Here is a 23,691-nt window from a genome sequence, read left to right as displayed (position 1 = left end):
ACTTTTTGAGGAATACCTCTCACCACTGCATTTAATTATACATGAAATGCAGTGAGAAGAAATACAATTTCTATACTTTAATTACATCAAAAATCTCTCCACTTTTCACCTTAATCCCCTGATGCAGAAACCGTTTTATATCCAACTTATTCCTCTCATCATACTCGCCAGTCTCTTTATAAAGTGGATGCTGAGTGACATCATATTTGTCCGACAAAAATGGACGTACACCTCGAAGCTGCAGGATGCATCTGTCACCATCCATGACTGCAATTTCGTCCATGGTCATGAGATCCTTACCACTCTTCTGATAGTTCATAGAGTAGGAAGGATTGTTGCCCCTGCTCTCGCCGGTGTTATACATGTTGATGGTTTCTTTTCCAAGGAACTGGGATAAATCCTTCAGCATGGTTGGCTCAATGCCACCAAGGAACAACTGAGAATCCATATTTCCAATAATGGTATCCGTGTTGTCCTTATAGATGGCTTTCAGCTGTGACTTTGCCTGCAAGAACAGACAAGCACTAATCTCACGACTTCGAATGGTTGCTACTAGTTTCTCCAGGTTTGGGATCTGTCCGATATTGGCTGTCTCATCGATGAGGCATCTAACATGTACCGGAAGTCTACCACCATACACATCATCGGCCTTCTCACAAAGCAGATTGAAAAGCTGACTGTAGACCATAGAAATCAAGAAATTAAAGGTAGCATCTGTATCACTCATAATGAGAAATAATGCTGTCTTTCTATCTCCCATGGTGTCCAGTTCTAATTCATAGTAGCTTGTGATTTCTCGAAGCTCTGCAATATCAAATGGAGCAAGTCTTGCACCGCAGCTCACAAGAATAGATTTTGCTGTTTTACCCACCGCCAGATTGTGTTTACGATATTGCCTTACCGCAAAGTGATTTGGACTCTTCTTTTCTAGATCATGAAACATCATATCTACTGGATTTTCATAATCCTCATCATCCTCGCGAACCTCTGAAGCATTCAGAAATTCTAGTAGCGTATAAAAGTTCTGCTCTTCCTCCGGTGCCTCATAATGTATATATCCAAACAGCGCACAATAAAGAAGAGTCTCGGCCTTCGTCCAAAATTCATCCCCTTCCTTGCCATCGCCCTTCATATTTGCGATAAGGGTATTCACCAGTTTCAGGATGTCCTTTTCTGAGTGAATGTAGGCAAAAGGGTTGTAGTGCATGCTCTTTTTGAAGTTGATGGTATTAAAGATTTTCAATCTGTATCCATGCTTCAAAAGAGTCTTACCAGCTTTGATCATCACGTCACCCTTTGGGAAGATTTGTCAAAGACATAAACAAAATTTCTTTAATAAATTTATATCTTCTCTGTTTCTCTCTTTATTAGCTTTAGTATTTTATCCTTGTATGTTTCCCCTGTACCTTGCTTAAAATATAGGTTTACAGTATATTTTGTCTTTCCAATATCCATTATTAACTGTTTGTGTGATGGTTCTTTTGTTACTCTTTTTTCTTCTTCCATAAGTCCTCCTTTCCGTTTTTAGACAAACAAAAAACAGTAAACCTATTTTGATTTACTGTTTCGTAAGTTGTTATATCATTGCTTGTATTTAATTGTTTTACTTCGACAAACTGGAATTTAACGTTCACTCATATATTGTTTTATTTCATCAGCAGTCAATTTTCGTACTTCTGTATGTGGATATTCTTTATACTCTCCAACATTAAACACAGGTGTCATTTGTTTGCATTTCTTGTCTTTATTCTTTTTCAAGAATAGATGTAGATCCTCATTCCCGGCGAATATTTTATAAGATACTCTGCCTTTACTGTTCTCTATCTCATAAATACCACATGAACTTTTCGTTGTATAATCGGCTGTTCGTAAATAAAGTTTTGCAATTTCCAATGACTTAAAAGGAAAATTCCATCTTTGTAATCCTCTATTTGGGTCATGTTCAATACAAATGCAACGTCCACAAGTTCCACAAATATATTGAGTGTGGTTTTCTAAGCAGTCCAAGGGATTTAGTAATGGTGTTATTCTATTTTCATCAGAGTAACATTCTTCACACATTTTTCTTTTCGCTCCTTATCAAATTCTCATTTTTCTCTCTCAATAACTAGTAATATTATACCATTTTTAAGCCATTTTTTCTATATCTACTTTCTGTGGTACTTGACAGTTCCCTATAAAATTAAAATACACATCAACTTGTTGTTTTCTGTATTTGCCTTTTCTTTCTCCTGTTGCTTCATGGACTACAACTTTTTCTATATACTCATTTATCATTGGTACTGTCAGTTCTTCAATATCTGTATATTTCTCTATCATTTTAGGAATTTATCGGTGTCAACTTTTTTCTGATGATAACTTTCTATTTCTTGTTCAAAATACTGTATTTGTTTTTCTAAATCTTGTTGCTCTGTATCATAGATATTAAATAATCTATCAAAGTGTTTTACAGGAATTTTCCCAAGTGCGTGGTCTTCATACAGCTTTGTAATGAGGGTTGTTAGTTCTTCATTCCTTGAGGACAGTTTTTCTAATTTCTCTTTATATCCTTGATATTTTTCTTCCCTTTTTTCATCGGATAATTTGGTCATCACTTTTAGAAATTCTTGTTTATCTTCTTTTGCAAAATCCGTTATTTCTTTAATTGATTTTAAGAGAATTTCATTCACTGTTTTTACTTTGATGTAGTGCATACTGCAAGAGCCTTTTCTGTGTCTGTAATGTTGACATACAAAACAATAATCACAATCGTATTTCTTTTCTTTATGTTCTGCCGGCTCTCGATAGCTTAACTTACCTCCACAATCGGAACAGATTAAAAGCCCTGTAAAGGGGTGTGAGGTTGTTCCATACTTCGGACTTCTTCTTACTGTTTTTCTTAATCGTTGAGCATTGTTCCATGTTTCTTCGTCAATGATGGCTTCGTGGGTATTTTTGAAGATAATGAGTTCATTTTCTTTTGTCTTTCTTCTTTTTTGGTTTTATAGTCTAAACTAATTGTCTTTCCTAATACAGTATGCCCCATATATTCTCTTTTTTCTAAGATATAACCTACTGTGGTCGGTGTCCAAAAATACGGGTCTTCAATTCCTCTTTTCTTTGACAGTTTTAATAGAAACACCGGCGCGCGCTTACCGGTTTCGGACAACAAAAAAAGCGCCACACACGACCTTGAGGGTTTGGTCATGTGGACGCTTAAATCTGCTTCCTATTCTTCTGCAAAAGAAAAACAAGTGAGTGGCTTTTGTTTACCTCTCACTTGTCTATGATAATAATAGCACCGTTAAAACTATAGGAAAAATGCTAATGTCGGTCGAGACGAGACAAAACGAGTCAAAACGAGACAATGTCGGTCAAGAACACAACAAACAGGAAGTTGTCCCTATCATATTTTTTTGGAATAAAGGACTTCCTCTGTATCAAACGCAGGCTTTGAAAAATCAGTCAATGCGAACCCGTTTGCTTCATAAAAAGCTCTAGCGCGAAGGTTTTCCCGGAACACCCACAGAACCACTTCGGAATACCCCGATTCCTTGATGTCTTTCAGAACCCGATTCATCATCATACTACCATAGCCTTTATGCCAATTGTTGGGCAAGCTGTGAATGCAAATCAGTTCCGCTTTCCCGACAAGTTCGGAGTCTCTTGCTGCATCCCAATATGCAATGCAATGAGGTTTTCCGTCCACAGTGAGAAGATATCCATTTCCCTTTTTCTCGTCTAATAGCCTCTGATACATAGAGGTCGCTCGTTCAATATTAGTACATTTTGTTAATGTCTCAGCGTCAAGGATGCTCGTAAAAGCTGCTTTCCAGCTTTCAGTTTGAATATAAGCAAGATTACTAGCATCACCTTGCTGTACTTTTCGAATAACTGTTTCCATTTCCATATCTCCTTATTTATCTTCACAAGAGTACGACAAATCGCGATTTATCAAAATAAGCACTTTTCGTGCTTCTTCTTATCTTAACACACTATAGCTTTATATTCTTGCTAATAATTCCTTTAAGCAACCAATCCCTTTCTCATAAGCAGCAAATGCTTTCTCAACGCTGATGTTCACTCCAATGAAATTGTCTACAGGTCTTACTGTGATAGCATCATAACTTTCATTCATCTTATCTACTCTTCGAGCAGTAAGTTCAACATCAGCTCCTCTAATAGCAAGTTCAGCATTTAAAGCATCCTGGAAACCTTCATAATTCATATTCAATTTTCTCCTTTTCTTTGACAGTTTTAATAGAAACACCGGCGCGCGCTTACCGGTTTCGGATAACAAAAAAAGTGCCACACACGACCTTGAGGGTTTGGTCATGTGGACGCTTAAATCTGCTTCCTATTCTTCTGCAAAAGAAAAACAAGTGAGTGGCTTTTGTTTACCTCTCACTTGTCTATGATAATAATAGTACCGTTAAAACTATAAGAAAAGTGCTAATATCGGTCGAGACGAGACAAAATCGGTCAAGAACTCAACAAACTGGAATTTGTGCGATTAACTTCCGGTTTATTCTTCCATCAAGGTTTATGTATTACATTTCTCTTTCCACTATTGGCAGTTCCTCTTACTTCTTCGTGGTAAAAGTAATTTACGATTGTTGGATGTCCTTTCTCTACTCTCTCATACGGAGTTTCATTATCAACAAACCTGCAATCATACTTTTTAGCCAGCTCTTCAGCTTTCTTTTCCAGCGCTTCAAAATAGCTGCGGTTCTTTTTGTTATAAATTTCGTCATACAGCGGCACCAGATCCGGATGTTTATCGGAAATGTATTTCATGATATCTGCCTTAAAACCTCCGCGAAGATTCAGATTCTCAAGCCATACAAGGTCACACTGATCTTTTGTCCTGTCTATGATTGCTTCTATATCCGTAATCCCCGGGAAAACGGGTGAAATGAAGCAAATTGTACGAATGCCTGCCGCATATACCTCTTTCATTGCAGCAAGCCTTCTTTCTATGCTTACTGCCGCATCCATATCATCTTTAAACTCTTCATCGAGAGTATTGATTGACCATGATACTGTAAGTCTGCTATTTTCATTGATCTCTTTTAGCAGATCCAGATCTCTTAGTACAAGGTCTGACTTTGTGCAGATAAGTATGTCCGCACCACTGTCCTTTAGTTCTTCTAGAAGTCTTCTTGTATTTTTATATGTTTCCTCTAGCGGATTATAACCATCCGTAACTGTTCCAATGATTACCTTCTGGCCGGCATACTTCTTTGGATTCTTTATTTCAGGCCAGTCTTTCACATCCATGAAAGTTCCCCATTCCTCCGTATGCCCTGTAAAGCGTTTCATAAAAGATGCGTAGCAGTATTTACAGGCATGGGGACACCCCACATAGGGATTCACCGAATATCCTCCAATAGGAGTTTTCGATTTTGTCATTACACTTTTTGTTTCTATATGATTTACTTTGATTTCTGGTTGTTCCATATCCTCTGTTCCTCCAACACTTTGTTAAAAGCATCCGGCATTTCCTGTATCATTTCTTCTCCCATAATCGGAACAAGATCTTCTTTCCAAAATACAGGAATGTTCAATTCATGAGCCTGTTCTGTCAATGAATAAACCCACCCGGGATCTGTTTTAACAGTCCTGCTCTTTGCACCTGTCATGGTTCCCACCACAATCCAGTCAATGTCTGTAAGATCAACCTTACCCGGATCATCGAACAAAGGCTCAAAGGTAACATGATATTTTTTTGCCTTCACATTGCTCCGCAGTGCATCAATTCGCCATAACTCAGACTTTCTCGTAACTGTAACGCCAAACCATGCATTATCAAGATCTGTTTCAAAAGACAGAAGATCCGGTCGTTTGGTAAGAAAAAGAAACTGGTGCTGAGGATTCTCTGCTATCTTTTTAAAGACTTCCTCTCTCCATTCCTCATGCCAGCCCGAGAGATCACTCATGCCGGTCAGCAGAAAATTCTGCGGCTTTTTCTTTTCCATCATACGAAGCTTTCCTGGAAAAAACTGTGGCTTTTCAAAATCATCTATGATGTGATAACGTCTCGTATTGTTTCTGGCATAGCAGTACGGACATCCAACAGTGCACCCTATAACAAGATTCATGTTCTGAATCTGATCTTTAATACAAATACTCATTTGTCACTCCATTCCTCAAGGTTTACCCTGATGCGGTTAAGATACTCTTCAAACTGAAGAATCTCTTTATCCGTAAAATCACGATAATAAATATTCCCCATCTCATTGGATACGGAGTCATAAGCTTCTTTAAGTTCTTTGGCTTTATCTGTGAGGAACAGAAGAGTTTTTCTCTTATCAGCTTCATCAGTTTTGCGGCTTATCAGTCCATTTTTTTCCATCCGCTCAAGCATGGTTGTAAGTGAAGTAATTGCAAGTCCGCTTTTCTCGGAAATAATTTTAATAGGAACACCATCTTCCTGCCATAAGACATAAAGAATCCTTCCCTGAGCTCCGTTAAATGCATCAATGTTTTTTTCTGCCAGTATCCTTTCAAATATACGATCACCCAGCTGTTTTATTTTTGTAACAAGAAATCCACCATTTGTCTTCATAATTTAATACTCCTATATCGTAGTTTTATACTACGATATAGGAGTATTTTTGTCAAGCACACATATTATAACTTCCGGTATTATGTTCTATCGCTCATCTCGACAAACTTGAATTTATAATGACAAAGCCATCTTTCTGCTTTTCAATTTGCCTATGGTTTTTTCGTAACTGCGCCAAATTGATTTTTTCCTTTGGAATTGCTATTAGCCATTCTATATTATGCATACTCGCAATCTTGAAATCATATAATGAAGAATAAATCATTGGAAGTTTTCCATTGTAATCTACATCTTTAATATCTACTTCCATCCCAATGCTCTTCTCTATAAATTCTTTCATATTCAACCCTCTTTTTATTTTGTAACGTAATTTATGTTACAAAATAAAAAGAGCACCTTTATTGGCTAAAATCAAGACAAATCATATTCCGAACCCATCTGCACACTTCGAAAATTTAACACTATTTTTCGAAATAACTGTTCTAAAAAAAGAGGATCCTAAGATCCTCTACACTAAATAAACCTTTATTACAATCTTCTCCGGCAAATGAAAACGTCTATGTGTATCATTATTTAGTTTAATACTATAAAGCATAAATTCTTCTGAGATTTCATATTTACCCCAAAAAATGCCTCCGCCTCTTTGCTGTTCTGCATTAACCATTCAGGCACCGGCGTGGTTGTTGTTTTTTTTTACGATTTAGCATGCTCTTTTTCCAATCTGTGGTGTCGATAACAAATATTTCGTTACCATACTTTGGATTTAGATACCAAGAAAAGGTGCCCTTGTCATAAATAATTTTATCTACAAATGCTTCGATTAGCGTTTCAGGTACCTTTGCACAAGGATCAAATGCTTTCATTTCAACAAATGCTGCTAAGCTTTCATAATGATGCTGTATATCCTCTTCAGTTAAATCTTCTTTTTCACCTCTAGAATTTAAAGCTCCTTTTTCTAATTTCGAAAGTTGTGTTTTTATCTTTTGTTTTTTTTGCCTATATTCCTCTCTAGAGATATCACCATCAGCACACATTTCCGAATATACATCAAGCTGATTTTTTGACCTGCATCTGTTTTAATTCATCAAGCATTGACGTACACTGCATACTACAGAAGAAATGGAATCACATACAAGACATCATTGAACAACGGCTTTTGCGAATCACTGAACAACAAGGTTAAATTGGTCAAAAGAAATGCATTCGGCTATAAGTACTTCATAAATCTGAGAAAGAGAATCCTTCTTCATTTAGGCTTCAAATACACTCTTAATTTTGAAGAAACAAAAAAGGGATAAATGATTTCAAAAATCATTTACCCCCCACTCTTGAAATTGAGCCAAGAATCCGTAGGATTCTGAACACTCCACTCTTGAAATTGTGCCCAATAAGGACTCTCTGTTTTATTATTAATGATTTCTAGAAAAATTATTTACCTAATTTTTCTTTAACAGCAGCCTGAGCAGCAGCTAATCTTGCAAGAGGTACACGGAATGGTGAGCAAGATACATAGCTTAATCCTACCTTATGGCAGAATTCAACTGTCTTAGGATCTCCACCATGTTCACCACAGATACCTAACTTGATATCTGGACGAGTAGCTCTACCTTTTTCTGCAGCTAATTTAACTAACTGTCCAACACCATCTACATCGATAGTAGCAAATGGATCATGTTCATAGATATTGTTGCTATAGTAATCCTGTAAGAACTTACCAGCATCATCTCTAGAGAAGCCGAATGTCATCTGAGTTAAGTCATTTGTACCAAATGAGAAGAATTCTGCTTCAGTCGCAATCTTATCTGCAGTTAATGCAGCTCTTGGGATTTCGATCATTGTACCAACATGGTATTTCATATCTAATCCGCTTTCAGCGATTAATTCGTCAGCTACTTTTACAACTGTCTTCTTAACGAATGCTAATTCTTTCACTTCTCCTACTAAAGGAATCATGATTTCAGGTGTAATTAATGTACCAGTTTCTTTAGATACATTGATTGCAGCTTCAATGACAGCTCTTGTCTGCATAGCAGCAATTTCTGGATATGTTACAGCTAGACGGCATCCACGATGACCCATCATTGGGTTGAATTCTTTTAATGATTCAACACGTGCTTTTAATGCTTCAAAGCTCATTCCTAATGATTCAGCCAATGGTTTGATTTCTTCATCAGTATGAGGAAGGAATTCATGAAGTGGTGGATCCAAGAAACGGATTGTTACTCCATATTTACCCATTGTTCTATATAATTCTTCAAAGTCTTCTCTCTGATATGGAAGAATCTTTCCTAATGCTTCTTCACGTGCTTCAACTGTTTCAGCAGTAATCATACGACGGAAGTTGAAGATTCTTTCTTCATCGAAGAACATATGTTCTGTACGACATAAACCAATACCTTCAGCACCAAATTCAACTGCCTGTTTAGCATCTCTTGGGTTATCAGCATTAGTTCTAACTTTTAATGTTCTAGCAGCATCTGCCCACTGCATGAATGTAGCGAAGTTACCACCAATTTCAGGTGCAACTGTCTTGATCTGTTCAGCGAATACTTCACCAGTAGAACCGTTTAATGATAAGTAATCACCTTCAGTTAAAGTTCTACCATCAGGTAATACTAAAGTCTTAGCAGCTTCATCTACTTTTAAGACACCACATCCAGATACACAGCAAGTACCCATACCACGCGCAACTACGGCTGCATGTGAAGTCATACCACCACGTACTGTTAAGATACCATGTGCTAATACCATACCTTCGATATCTTCTGGAGATGTTTCATTACGAACAAGGATCATATCCTGTACACCATTTTCATGTGCTTCCATAACATCTTCAGCAGTGAAGTATACATGACCTGTAGCAGCACCTGGTGAAGCAGCTAAACCTACAGCAACAGCTTTTGCAGCTTTGTATGCATCATTATCGAAGTTTGGATGCAATAACTGATCTAATGCTTTAGGATCAACCATTAATAATGCTTCATCCTTAGTGATCATTCCTTCTTCTACCATTTCAACAGCAATTCTTAATGCTGCCTGAGCAGTTCTCTTACCATTACGAGTCTGTAACATGAATAATTTACCATCTTCAATAGTAAATTCCATATCCTGCATATCTTTGTAATGTTCTTCCAAAGTATCACAGATCTTGCAGAACTGATCATAACATTCTGGCATCTGTTCTTTTAATGTATCAATTGGGTTAGGTGTTCTGATACCAGCAACAACGTCTTCACCCTGAGCATTCATTAAATATTCACCATATAATTTGTTTTCACCTGTAGCAGGGTTACGAGTAAAGGCAACACCTGTACCAGAAGTTTCTGAACGGTTACCGTAAACCATCTGCTGAACGTTTACAGCTGTACCCCAAGAACCAGGGATATCATTTAAACGACGGTAAGTAATCGCACGATCATTATTCCATGAACCAAATACGGCACCAACGGCACCCATTAACTGTTCAATTGGATCTTGTGGGAAATCAGTTCCTGCATGCTTCTTATAAGCATCTTTATATGCAGCAACAACTTCTTTTAAATCTTCTGCTGTTAAATCAACATCTAATTCAACGCCTTTTTCTTCTTTAATAGCATCAAATCTATGTTCAAAGTCTGATTTAGGGAATCCCATTACTACATCAGCGAACATCTGAATGAAACGACGATATGAATCATAAACGAATCTTTCATTTCCTGTATCAGTTGCAAACTGAGCAGCAACTTCATCATTTAAACCTAAGTTTAATACTGTATCCATCATACCTGGCATTGATTCACGTGCACCAGAACGAACAGATACTAATAGTGGATTTTTAGGATCTCCGAATGTTCTTCCTGTAATTTCTTCTAGGGCTTTTAAGTTTTCTATAATTTCAGACTTTAAGTCATCCCCCATCTTAGCGCCATCATCATAATATTTTGTACAAGCTTCAGTTGACACTGTGAATCCCTGAGGCACTGGGAGACCGATTCCAGTCATTTCAGCTAAGTTTGCACCTTTACCACCTAATAGTTCTTTTTTCTTAGCTAGTGGCATTTCTAAGGCTGCACCTTCTTTAAAAAGATATACATATTTTTTCATAACAACATTCCTCCTGTTTGACCTTACTTTGTCATTATACAATATAAAAGCCCTTACATTCAACCTAAATTTAGTGAATTTATAAAGCACCCCCCATTTTTTGCCGTTATATAGGCATTTTTTGAATGCGGTTTCTTTTTATTTTTTTATGAAAACATAAAAAAATCACTCCGTTAAGAGTGATTTTTAAACAATATTATTTTGCATCAGCAATTTCAATATTTACTTTTCTACCAGCAATCTTCTTGTTAGTACAATGGTTAAGAATAGTCTGTGTAACATTCTTATCCACATTAACAAAACTGAATTTTCTCTTGATTGTAATTTCTCCGATTGCCTTCTTGTCAATCTTACCTACTTCAATAAGGAACTCAAGCATCTTGCTCTTATTGACCTTATCAGCTTTACCTCTATTGAAGAATAAACGATCATATGAATCAGAACGTTCTGCTTTAAGATCTTCTGATGAATAATCATAGCCTACTCTTGTATCAAAGTTCATCTTTAATAAAGCAGCCAATACATCATCTTTCATATGCTTAGGAATTTCTTTTACAACATCGAAATATTCAGCATGCTTGTTTTCATCCATGACTTTTTGTACATCAAAGAGAAGCTCTTTGATCTTCTGGTTGAAGATATCATCAAGTGAAGGAATTTCCAATTCTTCAAAATGAGAATTTGTCTTTCTTTCAATCTTTCTTAAGAAACGCACTTCTCTTGAAGTAATGATAGAATAAGCTTCCCCTTTATTTCCGGCTCTTCCTGTTCTACCAATACGATGAACATAAAGTTCATCTTCCTGAGGCAATTCATAGTTGATAACATGTGAAACAGTTTCAACATCAATACCTCTTGCCGCAACGTCAGTTGCAATAAGGAACTGTGTCTTGCCTTCCTTAAAGCGTCTTAATGTATGCATACGGGCATTCTGTGTCATATCACCATGCATCGCTTCTACATTATAAGCGTGTTTTTGAAGTTCCATTGTGATTTCATCAACACTTCTTTTTGTCTTACAGAAAATAATAACTGACTGCATTTCCATAGAATCAAGGATTCTACATAATACTTCAAATTTCTGGTTGTGTTTTACAACATAGAAATACTGTTTAACATTGTTTGAAGTCTGCTGCTTTTCTTTAATGCGAATATGAAGATAATCATTCTTCATGTAAGAAGATGCTATCTTCTTAATGCCATCAGGCATTGTCGCAGAGAAAAGAATTGTCTGTCTTTCTTCAGGGATTGTTTCCATAATTGTTTCAATATCTTCTACGAATCCCATGTTTAACATTTCATCTGCTTCATCTAGAACAAAGTATTTTACCTGTGATAAAGATAAAACCTTTCTTCTCATTAAATCCATAACACGTCCTGGTGTCCCAATGACGATATCTTTCCCACGCTTAATATCACGAATCTGTCTTTCGATTTCACTTCCGCCATATACGCATGTGAAACTTAAATCAGTGAATCGTCCAATCTTCTTGAACTCATCATAAATCTGTTTTGCAAGCTCTCTTGTTGGCGATAAGATAATGGCTTGCACATATCCTGTATGCTCCATCATTGACAATAGTGAACCACCAAATGCCAATGTTTTACCTGTTCCTGTCTGAGCCTGTCCAATAATGTCGCGTCCCTTAATGATCTCAGGAATACTCTTCTCCTGAATCTTACTTGGGCTCTCAAACCCCATTTCATCAATAGCTTTTAATACAGCTTCTGATAAGGGTAATTCTTTAAAATTTACTTTACTCATTTTAACCTCTTTCTTTGTAGCCTTTTGACTTTAACATGAATACACATAATAAACAAGTCTATTTTCATAAAAAACAAAAAAAGAGCTGCTTTCACAGCTCTTACTCGTCATCAAAGTCTGTATGCCACTTTGGCAGGAAGACTTTCTTATAATAATCAAGCAGATAAGTATCAGTCATTCCTGATAAGAAATCAGTAACCAGCAGTTCACGTGGAGACTTGAGATAGTCTTCATTCATGTTGGCAAGATACTTCTTGATTCCTACCGCGTTAAGGTCTTCATAGAAGATATCGAAGAGTTCTCTTACCATGCGGTAAAGCTTTTCATTCTCTTTAACGAGAATGGGATTATGATGAATCTTTTCTCCAATAAAATCGTAAAGCTTAATGAGGGCCTCATACACTTCTGGAGAGAACTCCAGATAGGGCTTATTGTAGGAGTGCACGACAATATCACCGATCAATCTGTTGATGATTGTATCATTGCCATCCCCTATAACTGAAGTGACTTCTTCTGGAAGATCTGAACGCTTGATTAATCCTGCGTTGACCGCATCATCGATATCTTTTCCAATATAGCTGATGACATCGCTGATTCTTACAACGCATCCTTCAAGGGTCATCGGTGCAATGTGAGAAGAAGCATCTTCTTCTACCCAGCAGCGATGATACTCTTCCCAGAACTGCTCAGCAGTCTTGTTTGTATCAGGTTCATAACGGCAGTTGATGATTTCGCCATTATGGCATAGTATGCCATCCAATACTTGTAATGAGACATTATAGCCCCTACCTTTTCTTTCTACGAACAATAGATTTCTAACACTGTTGGCATTATGAGCGAAAAAGCCTACGCCTTTTTCTTTTAAGGCATCATTAAGTGCCTTTTCTCCTACATGACCATAAGGGGCATGACCTAGATCATGTCCTAAAGCGATAGCTTCAATTAAGTCGGTATTGAGATTTAATCCACGACCAATCTGTCTGGCTATACGTGAAACCCACTGTACATGTAAAGAACGCTTTGTGATATGCACATTGCTGAAGAAAGATAGAGCCTGTGTCTTATCGACATAACGGCGATAGCTTTTTGAATAAAGAATACGATCAATATCTCGTTCATAAGGCCATCTTATATCAAGATGAGTAATTGGCTTCTTGCTTACTCTCACCTTAATGCATTCAGAATTCTTAGTCGCATAAGGCGATAATCTCTCATCATATTCTTTTGTCTGTCTTAACGCATTGCGAATAACAGCATCTTTTTCCATAGTCATTACCTCCATTTCTTATATAAATTATACAGTATTATACAGCAATCACTAAATTATACAAGGAAGGTTATCATTTATTCTTTTTTGTCATCATATCAATGATTTCATTGTCTGTTTCGCGCATTCCATTTCTTGCTAGTTCACACACTGCCTTGATATTGTTTTCTACCCCTTTAACGACAATACCATCACCATTGTAGAACTGACTATCATGCTTATTCATCTGCATGCCAAGAAGTCCCGCTTCCACTGCCGATGCAATCTTAGCCGCACACGACGCCTTCGCCCCATCACAGATCATTCCCGAATTAATCGCTAAAATATTTACAATCGTATGCGCAATATCACTATAGCTTCCACCATAGAGGAAGCAGATACCTGCACAAAGTGCTGTCTTAAGCCCCTTTCTTCCTTTTGTATATGGAACAACAACCGACTTAACATTTTTAATGATATTTCTACTTACTACAAGCTTGATCTCATCAGGTCTTTCACCTACAAAGCACCTGCATAAGCAACCGCAATAGGTTCTGTACATCCCATTGCTGGAACCAATTCTTCTTTTAATATGTCAAGATATGTCTCATATATTTTCGTATCCATAATACTCTCCTACATTATCAATTCACCAAATTGTAACATATCATCCAAAAGAAAAGAACCTGATTATTTATCAGGTTGATCAAGAATATATTTTCTGACTTGAGAAAGGAAATAAAGCGATCCCGTGATGAGTACAACAGGATAATCCATTGCTTCATCAACAGCTTTTTTCCAGTCTTCTTCAATCTTGACAGGATAATCTTTCGCAAGATCTTTTGCCAATGCTCTTCGATGATGTTCAAACTGAGTGACAGTGATATCATCACTTAAAGTAAGCAGTCTCTCTAGCATATGCGTTGTATCTTTATCTCTTAAGGCAGTAAAGATAATATGCGCATTTCTATAAGATTCTGCTGCCTTCACAAAGGCATCCATGCCTTCTCTATTGTGAGCACCATCAATGATGATCAATGGATCATGATGAATAATCTCAAATCTGCCTGGCCACTTGGCATTGTATAATCCTGTTTCTACATCTTCATGATCAAATGGGAAGTGCGCTCTAATAAGCTCTACTACATTGATAGCTAAAGCCGCATTTACACTTTGATAGGTAGCCGGTGTATTAAGACAGACATGATAGCCATGATAATTAAAGACCTGCTTAGATGAGCTTTCTACATGTTCAGGATGTGCAATAACATACAAAGGCGCATGATGCGCTTTTGTCACTTCATCAAAGACATCAAGGCATTCCTCTCTTGTTTCACTTGTAACATAAGGAACACCATCTTTTACAATACCAGCCTTATTTCTAGCAATTTCTTCATAAGTAGAGCCAAGATAATCCGTATGATCCAAGCCGATGTTCGTATTGACACATAAAAGTGGACCAATGATATTAGTGGCATCAAGAAGTCCACCTAGTCCTACTTCAAATAAAGCAAGATCCACTTTCTTATAAATAAAGTAAATCACACTAATAAAGACTTCCATCTCATATAATGAAAGTTCAGCATCCACTGCTTCTTTTAAGAAACGATTGCATAATTTCACATAGACTTTTTCATCGATAGCTTGATCATCTACCCTGATGACATCCAATCTATTAACCAAGGCTGGTGTTGTAAAAGTTCCAACCTCATATCCAGCTGTCTTCATGATTTCCTTAACATAGTTGGTTGTGCTGCCCTTTCCGTTAGTACCACCAATATGAACACATTTTAAGACATATTGAATATTGAAATGTTCATGCATAAAATCTTTAAAATGATCTAATGAATAGACACGGCTTTTCTGCTTAGACATAAATTCAGATATTTCATCATAATCCTTAAAATGATAAGGACAAGGCAATGTCTTAGAGATCACAACCGGCTGTTCTTGTATCACATGGAATCCAAACTGCTTGAAGTAGCTAGCGCCCTGAGCAGTGGTAGACATCGTAAGATGTCTAAAGCCAATGCGGCTAGCGCCTTCAATAAGCAAAGCAAATGTTTCATCCTGCTTCTCTCCAGGCAAGCTGTAGAGTGCAGTAATCGTTTCTAATTGATAAAGTTCAATAAAACCATATAGCTGATTGTCTTCAAAGCAAAGAAGCATCACGTATCCAGGGATATAAAAATGATTGACCATGTCATACTGTTTTAAGATTTTACGGACATGTTCTTCATTTTTCTTTGATAATAACTGTATTTCCATTCTTTCTCCTAAAAAAAGGATGGCATGGCCATCCATTTCATCTTACATTTTTTCAAATCTATCAACATTAACAACAAAGACAGTTGCTCCACCAACAAGGACATCAACCATGATCGGTGTAAAGATATCCCCCATTTCTGTTGGGGTAACAGTTGGTTCTTTTTCAACTCTCTTTTTAGCATTTTCTTTAATGATGGTTAACGCACCTTCAACTTTGGCATCGTCAGTACCAATCAAAAATGTCGTATTTCCTTTTTTAAGGAAACCTCCTGAAGTTGCCATTTTTGTTACAAAATAGCCTCCATCTACTAAAGCTGATTGAACAGCACTACTGTCATCGTTATTCACAATTGCAATAATCAGTTTCATATTCAGCCCTCCTTTTACGACATTCTATCACATCTTTTACCCTTTTGACAAGATAAGCATAGATTCTAAGAGATTGCATCTTTCTTTACGACCTATTTTTCTTCCTATATAATCAATGTGGTGATTAATATGATACAAGATAAACTTATTAAATGGTATAAAGAAAACAAGCGTGATCTTCCTTTTAGAAATACTGATGATCCCTATAAAATATGGATCAGCGAAATTATGCTGCAACAGACAACCGTTGCAGCCGTCATTCCCTACTATGAACGATTTATCAATCGTTTCCCTACTATTTCTTCTTTATCTAAGGCTGATTTAGAAGAAGTCTATAAGTTATGGGAAGGACTTGGTTATTATCGTCGTGCAAAGCACATTCATGAAACAAGCAAGATTCTGATGGAAAAATACGACGGCATCTTTCCTAATGAATATGAAGACATCCTCTCCTTAAAAGGCATCGGTCCCTATACCGCAAGCGCCATTTCTTCCTTTGCTTTTCATAAAAGCTACAGTGCTATTGATGGCAATGCTTTACGTGTACTTTCTCGTGTATTTGAGATCAAGGAAAATATTGCTTTAAATAAGACAGTAAAGATGATTACTGAATTATCTAATAAACTTATCGTTGATCATGATTCTTCTTCATACAATCAAGGTTTAATGGATCTTGCCAATATGATCTGCAAGGTGAAGAATCCACAATGTACAAATTGTCCATTATCAGATGATTGTCTTTCCTATAAGCATCATAGTGAAAAGCTTCTTCCTATTTCTATCAAGAAAGTCAATCATAAGGAGTTGAGTCTTATTACTGGCATCATCACCTATGAAGATCAATATCTTCTCATCAAGAATGATGATGGCCTTCTAGAAAATATGTATGGTCTTGTTCAATATGAAGTAGAAAGTCCCTATAGTTTTATATCTAAGTTTGAAGAGGACTATCATGAAAGATTAGAAGCTGTTTCTTTTATCAAAGACTACCGTCATGTCTTTACTCATCGTACATGGAAAATGCATGTCTATCACTTTGTTTCTTCCAAACCACTTGATCATATGTATACAAAAGAAGAACTTCTTACATTACCTATTCCGACAGCTCATAAGAAGATCATCACATCTATCATCTGATAGATGTTTTTCAATATATGAAATTATCCCCTGTTTTATAAGTCATTGATTATACAATAGACGCAGGAGGAATTGGATATGAGTTTAAGAAAAGATTTTTTATGGGGTGGCGCTGTTGCTGCTCATCAGATTGAAGGAGGCTGGCAGGAAGGCGGCAAAGGAATCAGCATTGCTGACGTCATGACTGCTGGAGATAATGTGACAGGCGCACCACGTCGTATTACTGATGGTGTCATTGAAGGAGAAAATTACCCTAACCATGAAGCAACTGACTTCTACCACCATTATAAAGAAGACATCAAGCTTCTTGCAGAAATGGGATTCAAAGCTTTTAGAACTTCTATTGCTTGGACAAGAATTTTCCCTAGAGGTGATGAAGACACACCTAATGAAGCTGGTTTAGCATTCTATGATGATTTATTTGATGAATGCCATAAATACGGTATTGAACCAATCGTCACTTTATCGCATTTTGAATTGCCTTGGACCATTGTTAAAGAATATGATGGTTTCAAAAATAGACAGGTTATTGATTTCTTCGTAAAATTTGCCAAAGTATGTTTTGAAAGATATCAGCATAAAGTAAAATACTGGATGACTTTCAATGAAATAAACAATCAGGCTGATCCTATTCAGCATCATATTCTTCAGGAAGGTGGTATTCTTCTTAAAGAAGATGATAACCCAGAAGAAGTGATGTATCAGAGTGCACACTATGAATTAGTCGCAAGTGCATTAGCAGTCATTGAAGGTCATAAGATTAATCCTGATCTTCAGATTGGATGTATGATTGCGATGAACCCCATCTACCCATTAACATGTAAACCAGAAGACAACCTTGCCGCTCAGGGCGCAATGCATGGGAAATACTGGTTTGCGGATGTTCACTGCAAAGGTAGATATCCTAAATATGTTTTCAAGAAATGGGAAAGATGCGGTTATAATATCGATGTAACTGAAGAAGATCTTAAGATTCTTAAAGAAGGAACAGTGGACTACATTGGATTCTCTTACTACATGAGCTTTGCGACTGGTGAAAGAGAAGATAACCCATACTATGATTATAGTGAAAACTATTTCACTAAAAACAAATATCTTAAAGCCAGTGACTGGGGATGGCAGATTGACCCTTCAGGTTTAAGATGGGCATTAAACTGGTTCTCTGATCGTTATGATTTACCAATGATCATCGTAGAAAATGGTTTTGGTGCCTATGATAAGAAAGAAGCTGATGGCAGCGTTGATGATTCTTATCGTATTGACTACCTAAGAAGCCATATTAAAGCTATGATTGATGCAGTCAATGAAGAAGGTGTTGACCTATTTGGTTACACTATGTGGGCTCCAATTGATATTGTGTCTGCTTCTACTGGTGAATTTGATAAACGTTATGGTTTCATTTATGTAGACAAGAACAACAAGGGTGAAGGGACTCTTGAAAGAAGCAAGAAGAAATCATTCTACTGGTATAAAGACGTCATCGCTACTAACGGTGAAAAATTATAAGAAAAAGACGGCATTCAATATGAATGTCGTCATTTTTTATTCTATTCTGCTTTCTTCTTCATAGCGTCTAATAATACGAGAAACAACTGGATGTCTTACAACATCTAATGCATTAAGGAATACAAAACGAATGCCTTTAACATCCTGCAATAAGTTGATTGCTCCTTTGAGACCACTTCTTACCCCTTTAGGCAAATCTATCTGCGTGATATCCCCAGTAATGATCATCTTGGAATTAAATCCTAGACGCGTCAAGAACATTTTCATCTGGTTGTCAGTTGTATTTTGTGCTTCATCTAGAATGACATACGCATCTTCTAGCGTACGGCCTCTCATATAGGCCAATGGCGCAATTTCAATGACACCTTTCTCTATAAGTCTCTCTGTCTGTTCAGCCCCTAGCATATCGTATAAGGCATCATAGAGAGGTCTTAAATAAGGATCAATCTTTTCCTTAAGATCACCTGGCAAGAAGCCAAGACTTTCCCCTGCTTCAACGGCAGGACGTGTAAGAATGATCTTCTTAACCAAATTGTTCTTAAGTGCCTGAACCGCAAAAACAACAGCCATGTAAGTTTTCCCTGTTCCTGCAGGTCCAATCGCAAAGACTACATCGTGATCTTTCAAGGCATAAAAATAATCTCTCTGACCGATGGTCTTAGGCGTAATTAATTTTCCAGTCGCAGTGCGAGCAATGCGAATAGAATAAAGACGATCCATCTCTTCTAAGGATGCTGTCTTACCCAAAGAAATAGTATACATGACATCCTTGGTGCTCACACGAACACTCTTTTTAGCGAGTGTCAATAATCTTCCAATCACGCTCTGCAGTTTTTCATTTTCTTCTGATAGATGAATTTCATTACCTCTAATGGTAATATCTACATGAAATTCATCTTCCAATAAGGCAATGTTTTCTTCATTAGGACCACAGAATGATTGTATTTCTTCTATCGTATAATCTTGTAATGTAATAATCTTTCCCATAAGCTCTCCTTACCCTTATTTTACTAAAAAACAATATGAAAAAAAAGAGTCCTAAGACTCTTTTCCAAAAGATTATCTTCTTCTTCTTTTCTGATTTTTTCTAGCAGCTTCTGATTTCATTTTTCTCTTTAAACCAGGCTTTACATAGAATTCTCTTTTACGAGCTTCAGCAAGGGTTCCTGTTCTAGAGACCTGTCTTTTGAAACGACGTAATGCATCATCTAAAGATTCATTTTCTCTAACCACTGTCTTTGCCATTGAACTTTCCCCCCTTTTCTTATAACATACAAAAGTATTATACTCATTCACCTCAAGTAATGCAATGGTTTTTTGACATTTTTTTATTCAAATTTAATCAATTTATTTTGTGAAAAAATCAACTAATCTTCTTTGATTAAAGTCATCCCTGCACTTGCACCAATACGAGAAGCTCCAGCTTCAATCATCGCTAACATTTCTTCTCTTGTATGGATACCGCCACTTGCTTTAACAAGTGCCTTTTCACCTACTGTTTTCTTCATTAAAGCAACATCGCTTACAACTGCTCCACCTGTTGAGAAACCAGTGGAAGTCTTAACAAAATCAGCCCCTGCCTTTACAGATAATTCACAGGCTCTTACTTTTTCTTCATCAGTCAATAAGCAAGTTTCAATGATGACTTTTACTAATGCGCCAGTGCTAGCATCTACAACAGCCTTGATATCATTGTAGACTGTTTCATCATCATGATCTTTCAATGCGCCAACATTGATAACCATATCTACTTCATTAGCACCTTCTTCAATCGCATGCTTTGCTTCAAAAGCTTTAGAAGCAGTACTTGTAGCACCTAGTGGAAAACCGATGACTGTACATACTTTCACATCAGTTCCCTTCAATGCTTCACTACAGAATGGTACCCAGTATGGATTGACACATACTGATGCAAAATCATTGGCTTTTGCTTCTTCGCAAAGCTTGGCGATCATTTCTTTTGTAGCATCCTGTTTTAAGTTAGTATGATCGATAAATTTACTATAGTTCATAGTCGTCTCCTTTATAAATTTCTTCGATTGCCTTCTTGGCAATATATTTATCTCCAGGGTATGGAATATTACCCACTGAAGTCTTCATAAACTGTTCATGTCCTTTTCCTAAAATCAAGATAAGATCCTGATTGCCAGCAAGCTCAATAGCCTGTCTAATCGCAATTCTACGATCCGTAATGATAAGGGAAGTACATTCAATCATATCCAGCATATCATCACATAGATCAAGCACTTCATCTTCACTAGAATCTTCCTGTGTCAAGATGACCTGATCACAATAGAGATTCACTAGTTTCGCAAGCTTACGTTTCTTCTCGATATCTCTTTTAAAGGAAATACCAAATACCGCAATAATACGTCCAGGCTTTTTCGTTACACTCTTAGCAAACTTAAACACTTCACTGTAGGCACTGATATATTGACAATAGTCAACGATGATATTGAAGTTATGACAGGTCTTAATAAGTTCCATACGTCCATCTACATTGCCAATATACTTAAGTCCATCGACAATCTGTTCCGTTGTCATTTCAAGCGCCATCAATGTTGCTAAAACAGCTAATGTATTAGAAACATTAAAGACCCCTAGCACGGGTACACTGACATGAAAGACTTCATCACGAATAAACAGATCAAATTCTGTATGATCAAGGAAAACCTTGATCTTCTTGGCCATAATATCTGCCCGATGTTCTATACCATAATATATCTTATGGGCTTTGACATGTCCATTTTTTTCTAGATAATGATTAAATCTCACTTCATCCGCATTCAAGATACAATAGCCCTTCTCATCAAGAAGCTCAAAGAGCTTCGTCTTGGCTTTCATGACATTTTCAAGCGTACCATGGAAATCAAGATGTTCATCATGTACATTGGTAAAGACCGCAATATCAAAATTAATGCTGTCAACTCTCTTTAAGGCCAAGCCATGAGAAGAGACTTCGATTGTTGCCCCTTTCACCGAACTCTTGACCATTTCATTTAATGTACGATGCATAAAGATCGACTCCGGTGTTGTATAAGATGACTGAATGACAGAACTGCCATACTGTGCATCATTGGTACCAATATAGCCCATCTTCAAATACTGACTTAACACATCTCTGATGGTGAGCGCGACAACCGTCTTGCCGCTTGTTCCTGTCACCCCGATGATTGTCATCTTGTAAGAAGGATAATCATAGAAAATATTAACAACACGGTTAAGTTCATCAAGAACATCCTTTACTTCAATATAAAGAACACCTGGATACTTTTTCTTTAAGGGTGCAGAATGCACAATGGCTTTCGCCCCCTGGAAGACAGCGTCATCCGCGTAGCGATGACCGTCCGTCGTTAAGCCTTCAATACAGAAAAAGACCGAATCTTTCCCGACATAGCGCGAGTCGCTATGTAAAGATAGTACCTTAAAATCTTCTTCTACATCAAAAAGCTCATTAATCTTTTTCATGATATTCTCCTATCAAGTCTTCCCCATCCTGAGCAACAACCTTGATATTATAGATTGTCCCCAATTCTACACGAGGATCTTTAACTTTAACCATGAGATAGTTTGAAGCATGACCAACCTTGTAGCCATCCTTTTCTTCTTCAAACAATACATTCAGCGTCTTGCCAATCTGCCAAGATGCGAAATCTTCTTTTAATTCATGTGAAAGCTCCATAAGTCTTCTAACACGATCCTTCTTCACATCACCTGGAACCTGATCTCTAAATTTCGCTGCAGGTGTTCCTTTTCTTTGTGAATAAGGGAAAACATGAAGCTGATTGAAGTGGTTCTTCTTGATCCACTGGTAAGTGGACATGAAATCTTCTTCTGTTTCACCAGGGAATCCCACAATGACATCAGTAGTAATTGATAATGTTGGAAGAGCCTTTTTCAAGGCATTGAGCTTCTCTTCAAATTCTGCTGTAGTATAAGTACGATTCATGCGTTTTAATGTCTTATCACAGCCTGACTGAATCGGGATATGAAGGTGATCAACGATAATATCTGATTGACCGATAAGATCAATAATTTCAGGTGTCACCTGTCCCATTTCAATTGAAGAAATACGTAATCTCTTTAATCCCTTGACCTTCTCTACAAGATCCTTTAATAGCTGATAGAACGAATAATCCTTAAGATCAGTTCCATATCCAGCTGTGTGGATTCCTGTCAGTACGATTTCTAAGAAGCCATTATCGACAAGCTGCTGTGCCTGAGTGATGACATCCTGCGGATTGCATGAACGGATACCCCCTCTTGCATAAGGGATAATGCAGTAAGTACAGAATTTATTGCAGCCATCCTGTATTTTCATGAAGGCACGGGTTCTGTTTTCATAAGAGTAGATCTTTAGTTTCTCAAAATCATGAAGCTGCATGACATCTTCAATATCTACAATCTGCTTTTTATCCTGAAGATACTTTTCTACATGATCTACAATCTTATTTCTATGTTGTGTACCAATGATGACATCAACACCATCAATCTTAGCGATATCTTCACTAGAAACCTGGGCATAGCACCCCACTACAGCAATTGCTGCATCAGGGTTGGTACGTTTTGCTTTTCTGATCATCTGTCGTGACTTTGAATCACTTGTATTAGTGACTGTACATGTATTGATAACATAGACATCAGCCTTTTCTTCAAAGTCTACATGCGTATAACCCGCATTCTTGAACAGTTCAAGCATCCCTTCCGTTTCATAAGTATTCACTTTACATCCTAATGTATGAAAAGCAACAGTTGGCATATATCATTCTC

22 protein-coding genes and 3 pseudogenes are annotated in these 23,691 nt (G+C 37.1%); 3 read left to right on the top strand and 22 right to left on the bottom strand.

What is annotated here, in order from left to right:
* Nucleotides 1-70: 70 nt before the first annotated feature.
* The 11 genes and pseudogenes from T513_RS0102290 to T513_RS0102225 form a co-directional block, all read right to left on the bottom strand.
* Nucleotides 71-1,300, bottom strand: a pseudogene (locus T513_RS0102290) (VirD4-like conjugal transfer protein, CD1115 family); the annotation flags it as partial.
* A 41-nt stretch (nucleotides 1,301-1,341) separates the two neighbouring features.
* The gene (locus tag T513_RS0102285) at nucleotides 1,342-1,506 is read right to left on the bottom strand and encodes a transposon-encoded TnpW family protein (RefSeq protein ID WP_031588730.1); all 165 of its coding nucleotides are present in this window, start codon (nucleotides 1,504-1,506) and stop codon (nucleotides 1,342-1,344) included.
* A gap of 117 nt (nucleotides 1,507-1,623) precedes the next feature.
* Complete coding sequence (locus tag T513_RS0102280; protein WP_031588729.1) at nucleotides 1,624-2,061, bottom strand: hypothetical protein; 438 nt, start codon at nucleotides 2,059-2,061, stop codon at nucleotides 1,624-1,626.
* A gap of 66 nt (nucleotides 2,062-2,127) precedes the next feature.
* A pseudogene (locus T513_RS12375) lies at nucleotides 2,128-3,103 on the bottom strand (DUF4368 domain-containing protein); the annotation flags it as partial.
* Between the two features lie 282 nt (nucleotides 3,104-3,385).
* Nucleotides 3,386-3,883, bottom strand: coding sequence for a GNAT family N-acetyltransferase (locus T513_RS0102260; RefSeq protein WP_031588725.1), 498 nt, complete (start codon nucleotides 3,881-3,883; stop codon nucleotides 3,386-3,388).
* Nucleotides 3,884-3,982: 99 nt separating this feature from the next.
* Nucleotides 3,983-4,207 carry a hypothetical protein gene (locus T513_RS0102255; RefSeq protein WP_031588724.1) on the bottom strand — a complete coding sequence of 75 codons (225 nt, stop codon included), beginning with the start codon at nucleotides 4,205-4,207 and terminating at the stop codon, nucleotides 3,983-3,985.
* 308 nt (nucleotides 4,208-4,515) lie between these two features.
* Nucleotides 4,516-5,439, bottom strand: coding sequence for a radical SAM mobile pair protein B (locus tag T513_RS0102250; protein WP_031588722.1), 924 nt, complete (start codon nucleotides 5,437-5,439; stop codon nucleotides 4,516-4,518).
* Entirely contained in the window at nucleotides 5,415-6,113 is a 699-nt protein-coding gene (locus tag T513_RS0102245; RefSeq protein ID WP_031588721.1) for a radical SAM mobile pair protein A, read from the bottom strand. Before T513_RS0102245 ends, T513_RS0102250 begins: the two co-directional genes overlap by 25 nt.
* Entirely contained in the window at nucleotides 6,110-6,547 is a 438-nt protein-coding gene (locus T513_RS0102240) for a radical SAM mobile pair system MarR family transcriptional regulator (protein ID WP_013282512.1), read from the bottom strand. The genes T513_RS0102245 and T513_RS0102240 overlap by 4 nt, the downstream gene beginning before the upstream one ends.
* Nucleotides 6,548-6,641: 94 nt before the next feature.
* Nucleotides 6,642-6,887, bottom strand: coding sequence for a hypothetical protein (locus T513_RS0102235; RefSeq protein ID WP_031588720.1), 246 nt, complete (start codon nucleotides 6,885-6,887; stop codon nucleotides 6,642-6,644).
* 316 nt (nucleotides 6,888-7,203) lie between these two features.
* Nucleotides 7,204-7,590: pseudogene (locus T513_RS0102225) on the bottom strand (hypothetical protein); the annotation flags it as partial.
* Between the two features lie 48 nt (nucleotides 7,591-7,638).
* Here T513_RS0102225 and T513_RS11880 point away from each other — a divergent pair.
* The gene (locus T513_RS11880; protein ID WP_422723611.1) at nucleotides 7,639-7,845 is read left to right on the top strand and encodes a transposase; all 207 of its coding nucleotides are present in this window, start codon (nucleotides 7,639-7,641) and stop codon (nucleotides 7,843-7,845) included.
* Nucleotides 7,846-7,975: 130 nt separating this feature from the next.
* Here the strand turns inward: T513_RS11880 and ppdK are convergent, their stop codons facing one another.
* The 6 genes from ppdK to T513_RS0102195 all read right to left on the bottom strand — a co-directional run bounded on the left by ppdK (nucleotide 7,976) and on the right by T513_RS0102195 (nucleotide 16,278).
* Nucleotides 7,976-10,630, bottom strand: coding sequence for a pyruvate, phosphate dikinase (gene ppdK / locus T513_RS0102220; protein ID WP_031588718.1), 2,655 nt, complete (start codon nucleotides 10,628-10,630; stop codon nucleotides 7,976-7,978).
* Between the two features lie 196 nt (nucleotides 10,631-10,826).
* The gene (locus tag T513_RS0102215) at nucleotides 10,827-12,395 is read right to left on the bottom strand and encodes a DEAD/DEAH box helicase (protein WP_029070330.1); all 1,569 of its coding nucleotides are present in this window, start codon (nucleotides 12,393-12,395) and stop codon (nucleotides 10,827-10,829) included.
* Between the two features lie 100 nt (nucleotides 12,396-12,495).
* Nucleotides 12,496-13,662, bottom strand: a complete 1,167-nt coding sequence (locus T513_RS0102210) for a deoxyguanosinetriphosphate triphosphohydrolase family protein (protein WP_029070329.1) — start codon at nucleotides 13,660-13,662, stop codon at nucleotides 12,496-12,498.
* A 73-nt stretch (nucleotides 13,663-13,735) separates the two neighbouring features.
* Nucleotides 13,736-14,203 carry an L-serine ammonia-lyase, iron-sulfur-dependent, subunit alpha gene (locus tag T513_RS0102205; RefSeq protein ID WP_031588717.1) on the bottom strand — a complete coding sequence of 156 codons (468 nt, stop codon included), beginning with the start codon at nucleotides 14,201-14,203 and terminating at the stop codon, nucleotides 13,736-13,738.
* Between the two features lie 128 nt (nucleotides 14,204-14,331).
* Nucleotides 14,332-15,909, bottom strand: a complete 1,578-nt coding sequence (locus T513_RS0102200; protein WP_035876463.1) for a bifunctional folylpolyglutamate synthase/dihydrofolate synthase — start codon at nucleotides 15,907-15,909, stop codon at nucleotides 14,332-14,334.
* Nucleotides 15,910-15,951: 42 nt separating this feature from the next.
* Entirely contained in the window at nucleotides 15,952-16,278 is a 327-nt protein-coding gene (locus tag T513_RS0102195; RefSeq protein WP_029070326.1) for a cyclic-di-AMP receptor, read from the bottom strand.
* A gap of 129 nt (nucleotides 16,279-16,407) precedes the next feature.
* Here T513_RS0102195 and mutY point away from each other — a divergent pair, with 129 nt between their 5' ends.
* Both mutY and T513_RS0102185 read left to right on the top strand, forming a co-directional pair.
* A complete protein-coding gene (mutY, locus tag T513_RS0102190; RefSeq protein ID WP_180364531.1) occupies nucleotides 16,408-17,415 on the top strand; it encodes an A/G-specific adenine glycosylase in 1,008 nt (335 codons plus the stop codon).
* A gap of 78 nt (nucleotides 17,416-17,493) precedes the next feature.
* The gene (locus T513_RS0102185; protein ID WP_029072245.1) at nucleotides 17,494-18,921 is read left to right on the top strand and encodes a 6-phospho-beta-glucosidase; all 1,428 of its coding nucleotides are present in this window, start codon (nucleotides 17,494-17,496) and stop codon (nucleotides 18,919-18,921) included.
* 36 nt (nucleotides 18,922-18,957) lie between these two features.
* On the opposite strand, the gene T513_RS0102180 is transcribed toward T513_RS0102185, so the two are convergent.
* From T513_RS0102180 to mtaB, 5 genes are all read right to left on the bottom strand, one after another.
* Nucleotides 18,958-19,908 carry a PhoH family protein gene (locus tag T513_RS0102180; RefSeq protein WP_029070323.1) on the bottom strand — a complete coding sequence of 317 codons (951 nt, stop codon included), beginning with the start codon at nucleotides 19,906-19,908 and terminating at the stop codon, nucleotides 18,958-18,960.
* A gap of 72 nt (nucleotides 19,909-19,980) precedes the next feature.
* Nucleotides 19,981-20,166, bottom strand: a complete 186-nt coding sequence (gene rpsU, locus T513_RS0102175) for a 30S ribosomal protein S21 (RefSeq protein WP_029070322.1) — start codon at nucleotides 20,164-20,166, stop codon at nucleotides 19,981-19,983.
* A gap of 122 nt (nucleotides 20,167-20,288) precedes the next feature.
* Entirely contained in the window at nucleotides 20,289-20,933 is a 645-nt protein-coding gene (deoC, locus tag T513_RS0102170) for a deoxyribose-phosphate aldolase (RefSeq protein ID WP_031588714.1), read from the bottom strand.
* A complete protein-coding gene (locus tag T513_RS0102165; RefSeq protein ID WP_031588713.1) occupies nucleotides 20,923-22,389 on the bottom strand; it encodes a UDP-N-acetylmuramoyl-L-alanyl-D-glutamate--2,6-diaminopimelate ligase in 1,467 nt (488 codons plus the stop codon). The genes deoC and T513_RS0102165 overlap by 11 nt, the downstream gene beginning before the upstream one ends.
* Nucleotides 22,376-23,680: a tRNA (N(6)-L-threonylcarbamoyladenosine(37)-C(2))-methylthiotransferase MtaB gene (gene mtaB, locus T513_RS0102160; RefSeq protein ID WP_029072242.1), complete on the bottom strand. Its 1,305-nt coding sequence runs from the start codon at nucleotides 23,678-23,680 to the stop codon at nucleotides 22,376-22,378. The genes T513_RS0102165 and mtaB overlap by 14 nt, the downstream gene beginning before the upstream one ends.
* Between the last annotated feature and the right edge of the window lie 11 nt (nucleotides 23,681-23,691).

Source organism: Kandleria vitulina DSM 20405 (assembly GCF_000702065.1).
In the GTDB taxonomy this organism is placed as follows: domain Bacteria; phylum Bacillota_I; class Bacilli_A; order Erysipelotrichales; family Coprobacillaceae; genus Kandleria; species Kandleria vitulina.
This window is presented reverse-complemented; position numbering and strand designations above follow the sequence as displayed.

Coding starts and splice junctions, on each gene's coding strand:
- T513_RS0102245 (WP_031588721.1), bottom strand. CDS start 6,113: ATGAGTATTTGTATTAAAGATCAGATTCAGAACATGAATCTTGTTATA.
- mtaB (WP_029072242.1), bottom strand. CDS start 23,680: ATGCCAACTGTTGCTTTTCATACATTAGGATGTAAAGTGAATACTTAT.
- rpsU (WP_029070322.1), bottom strand. CDS start 20,166: ATGGCAAAGACAGTGGTTAGAGAAAATGAATCTTTAGATGATGCATTA.
- T513_RS0102205 (WP_031588717.1), bottom strand. CDS start 14,203: ATGTACAGAACCTATTGCGGTTGCTTATGCAGGTGCTTTGTAGGTGAA.
- T513_RS0102195 (WP_029070326.1), bottom strand. CDS start 16,278: ATGAAACTGATTATTGCAATTGTGAATAACGATGACAGTAGTGCTGTT.
- T513_RS0102285 (WP_031588730.1), bottom strand. CDS start 1,506: ATGGAAGAAGAAAAAAGAGTAACAAAAGAACCATCACACAAACAGTTA.
- ppdK (WP_031588718.1), bottom strand. CDS start 10,630: ATGAAAAAATATGTATATCTTTTTAAAGAAGGTGCAGCCTTAGAAATG.
- T513_RS0102235 (WP_031588720.1), bottom strand. CDS start 6,887: ATGAAAGAATTTATAGAGAAGAGCATTGGGATGGAAGTAGATATTAAA.
- T513_RS0102215 (WP_029070330.1), bottom strand. CDS start 12,395: ATGAGTAAAGTAAATTTTAAAGAATTACCCTTATCAGAAGCTGTATTA.
- T513_RS0102255 (WP_031588724.1), bottom strand. CDS start 4,207: ATGAATTATGAAGGTTTCCAGGATGCTTTAAATGCTGAACTTGCTATT.
- T513_RS0102185 (WP_029072245.1), top strand. CDS start 17,494: ATGAGTTTAAGAAAAGATTTTTTATGGGGTGGCGCTGTTGCTGCTCAT.
- T513_RS0102210 (WP_029070329.1), bottom strand. CDS start 13,662: ATGGAAAAAGATGCTGTTATTCGCAATGCGTTAAGACAGACAAAAGAA.
- T513_RS0102280 (WP_031588729.1), bottom strand. CDS start 2,061: ATGTGTGAAGAATGTTACTCTGATGAAAATAGAATAACACCATTACTA.
- T513_RS0102260 (WP_031588725.1), bottom strand. CDS start 3,883: ATGGAAACAGTTATTCGAAAAGTACAGCAAGGTGATGCTAGTAATCTT.
- T513_RS0102200 (WP_035876463.1), bottom strand. CDS start 15,909: ATGGAAATACAGTTATTATCAAAGAAAAATGAAGAACATGTCCGTAAA.
- T513_RS0102165 (WP_031588713.1), bottom strand. CDS start 22,389: ATGAAAAAGATTAATGAGCTTTTTGATGTAGAAGAAGATTTTAAGGTA.
- mutY (WP_180364531.1), top strand. CDS start 16,408: ATGATACAAGATAAACTTATTAAATGGTATAAAGAAAACAAGCGTGAT.
- T513_RS0102240 (WP_013282512.1), bottom strand. CDS start 6,547: ATGAAGACAAATGGTGGATTTCTTGTTACAAAAATAAAACAGCTGGGT.
- T513_RS0102250 (WP_031588722.1), bottom strand. CDS start 5,439: ATGGAACAACCAGAAATCAAAGTAAATCATATAGAAACAAAAAGTGTA.
- deoC (WP_031588714.1), bottom strand. CDS start 20,933: ATGAACTATAGTAAATTTATCGATCATACTAACTTAAAACAGGATGCT.
- T513_RS0102180 (WP_029070323.1), bottom strand. CDS start 19,908: ATGGGAAAGATTATTACATTACAAGATTATACGATAGAAGAAATACAA.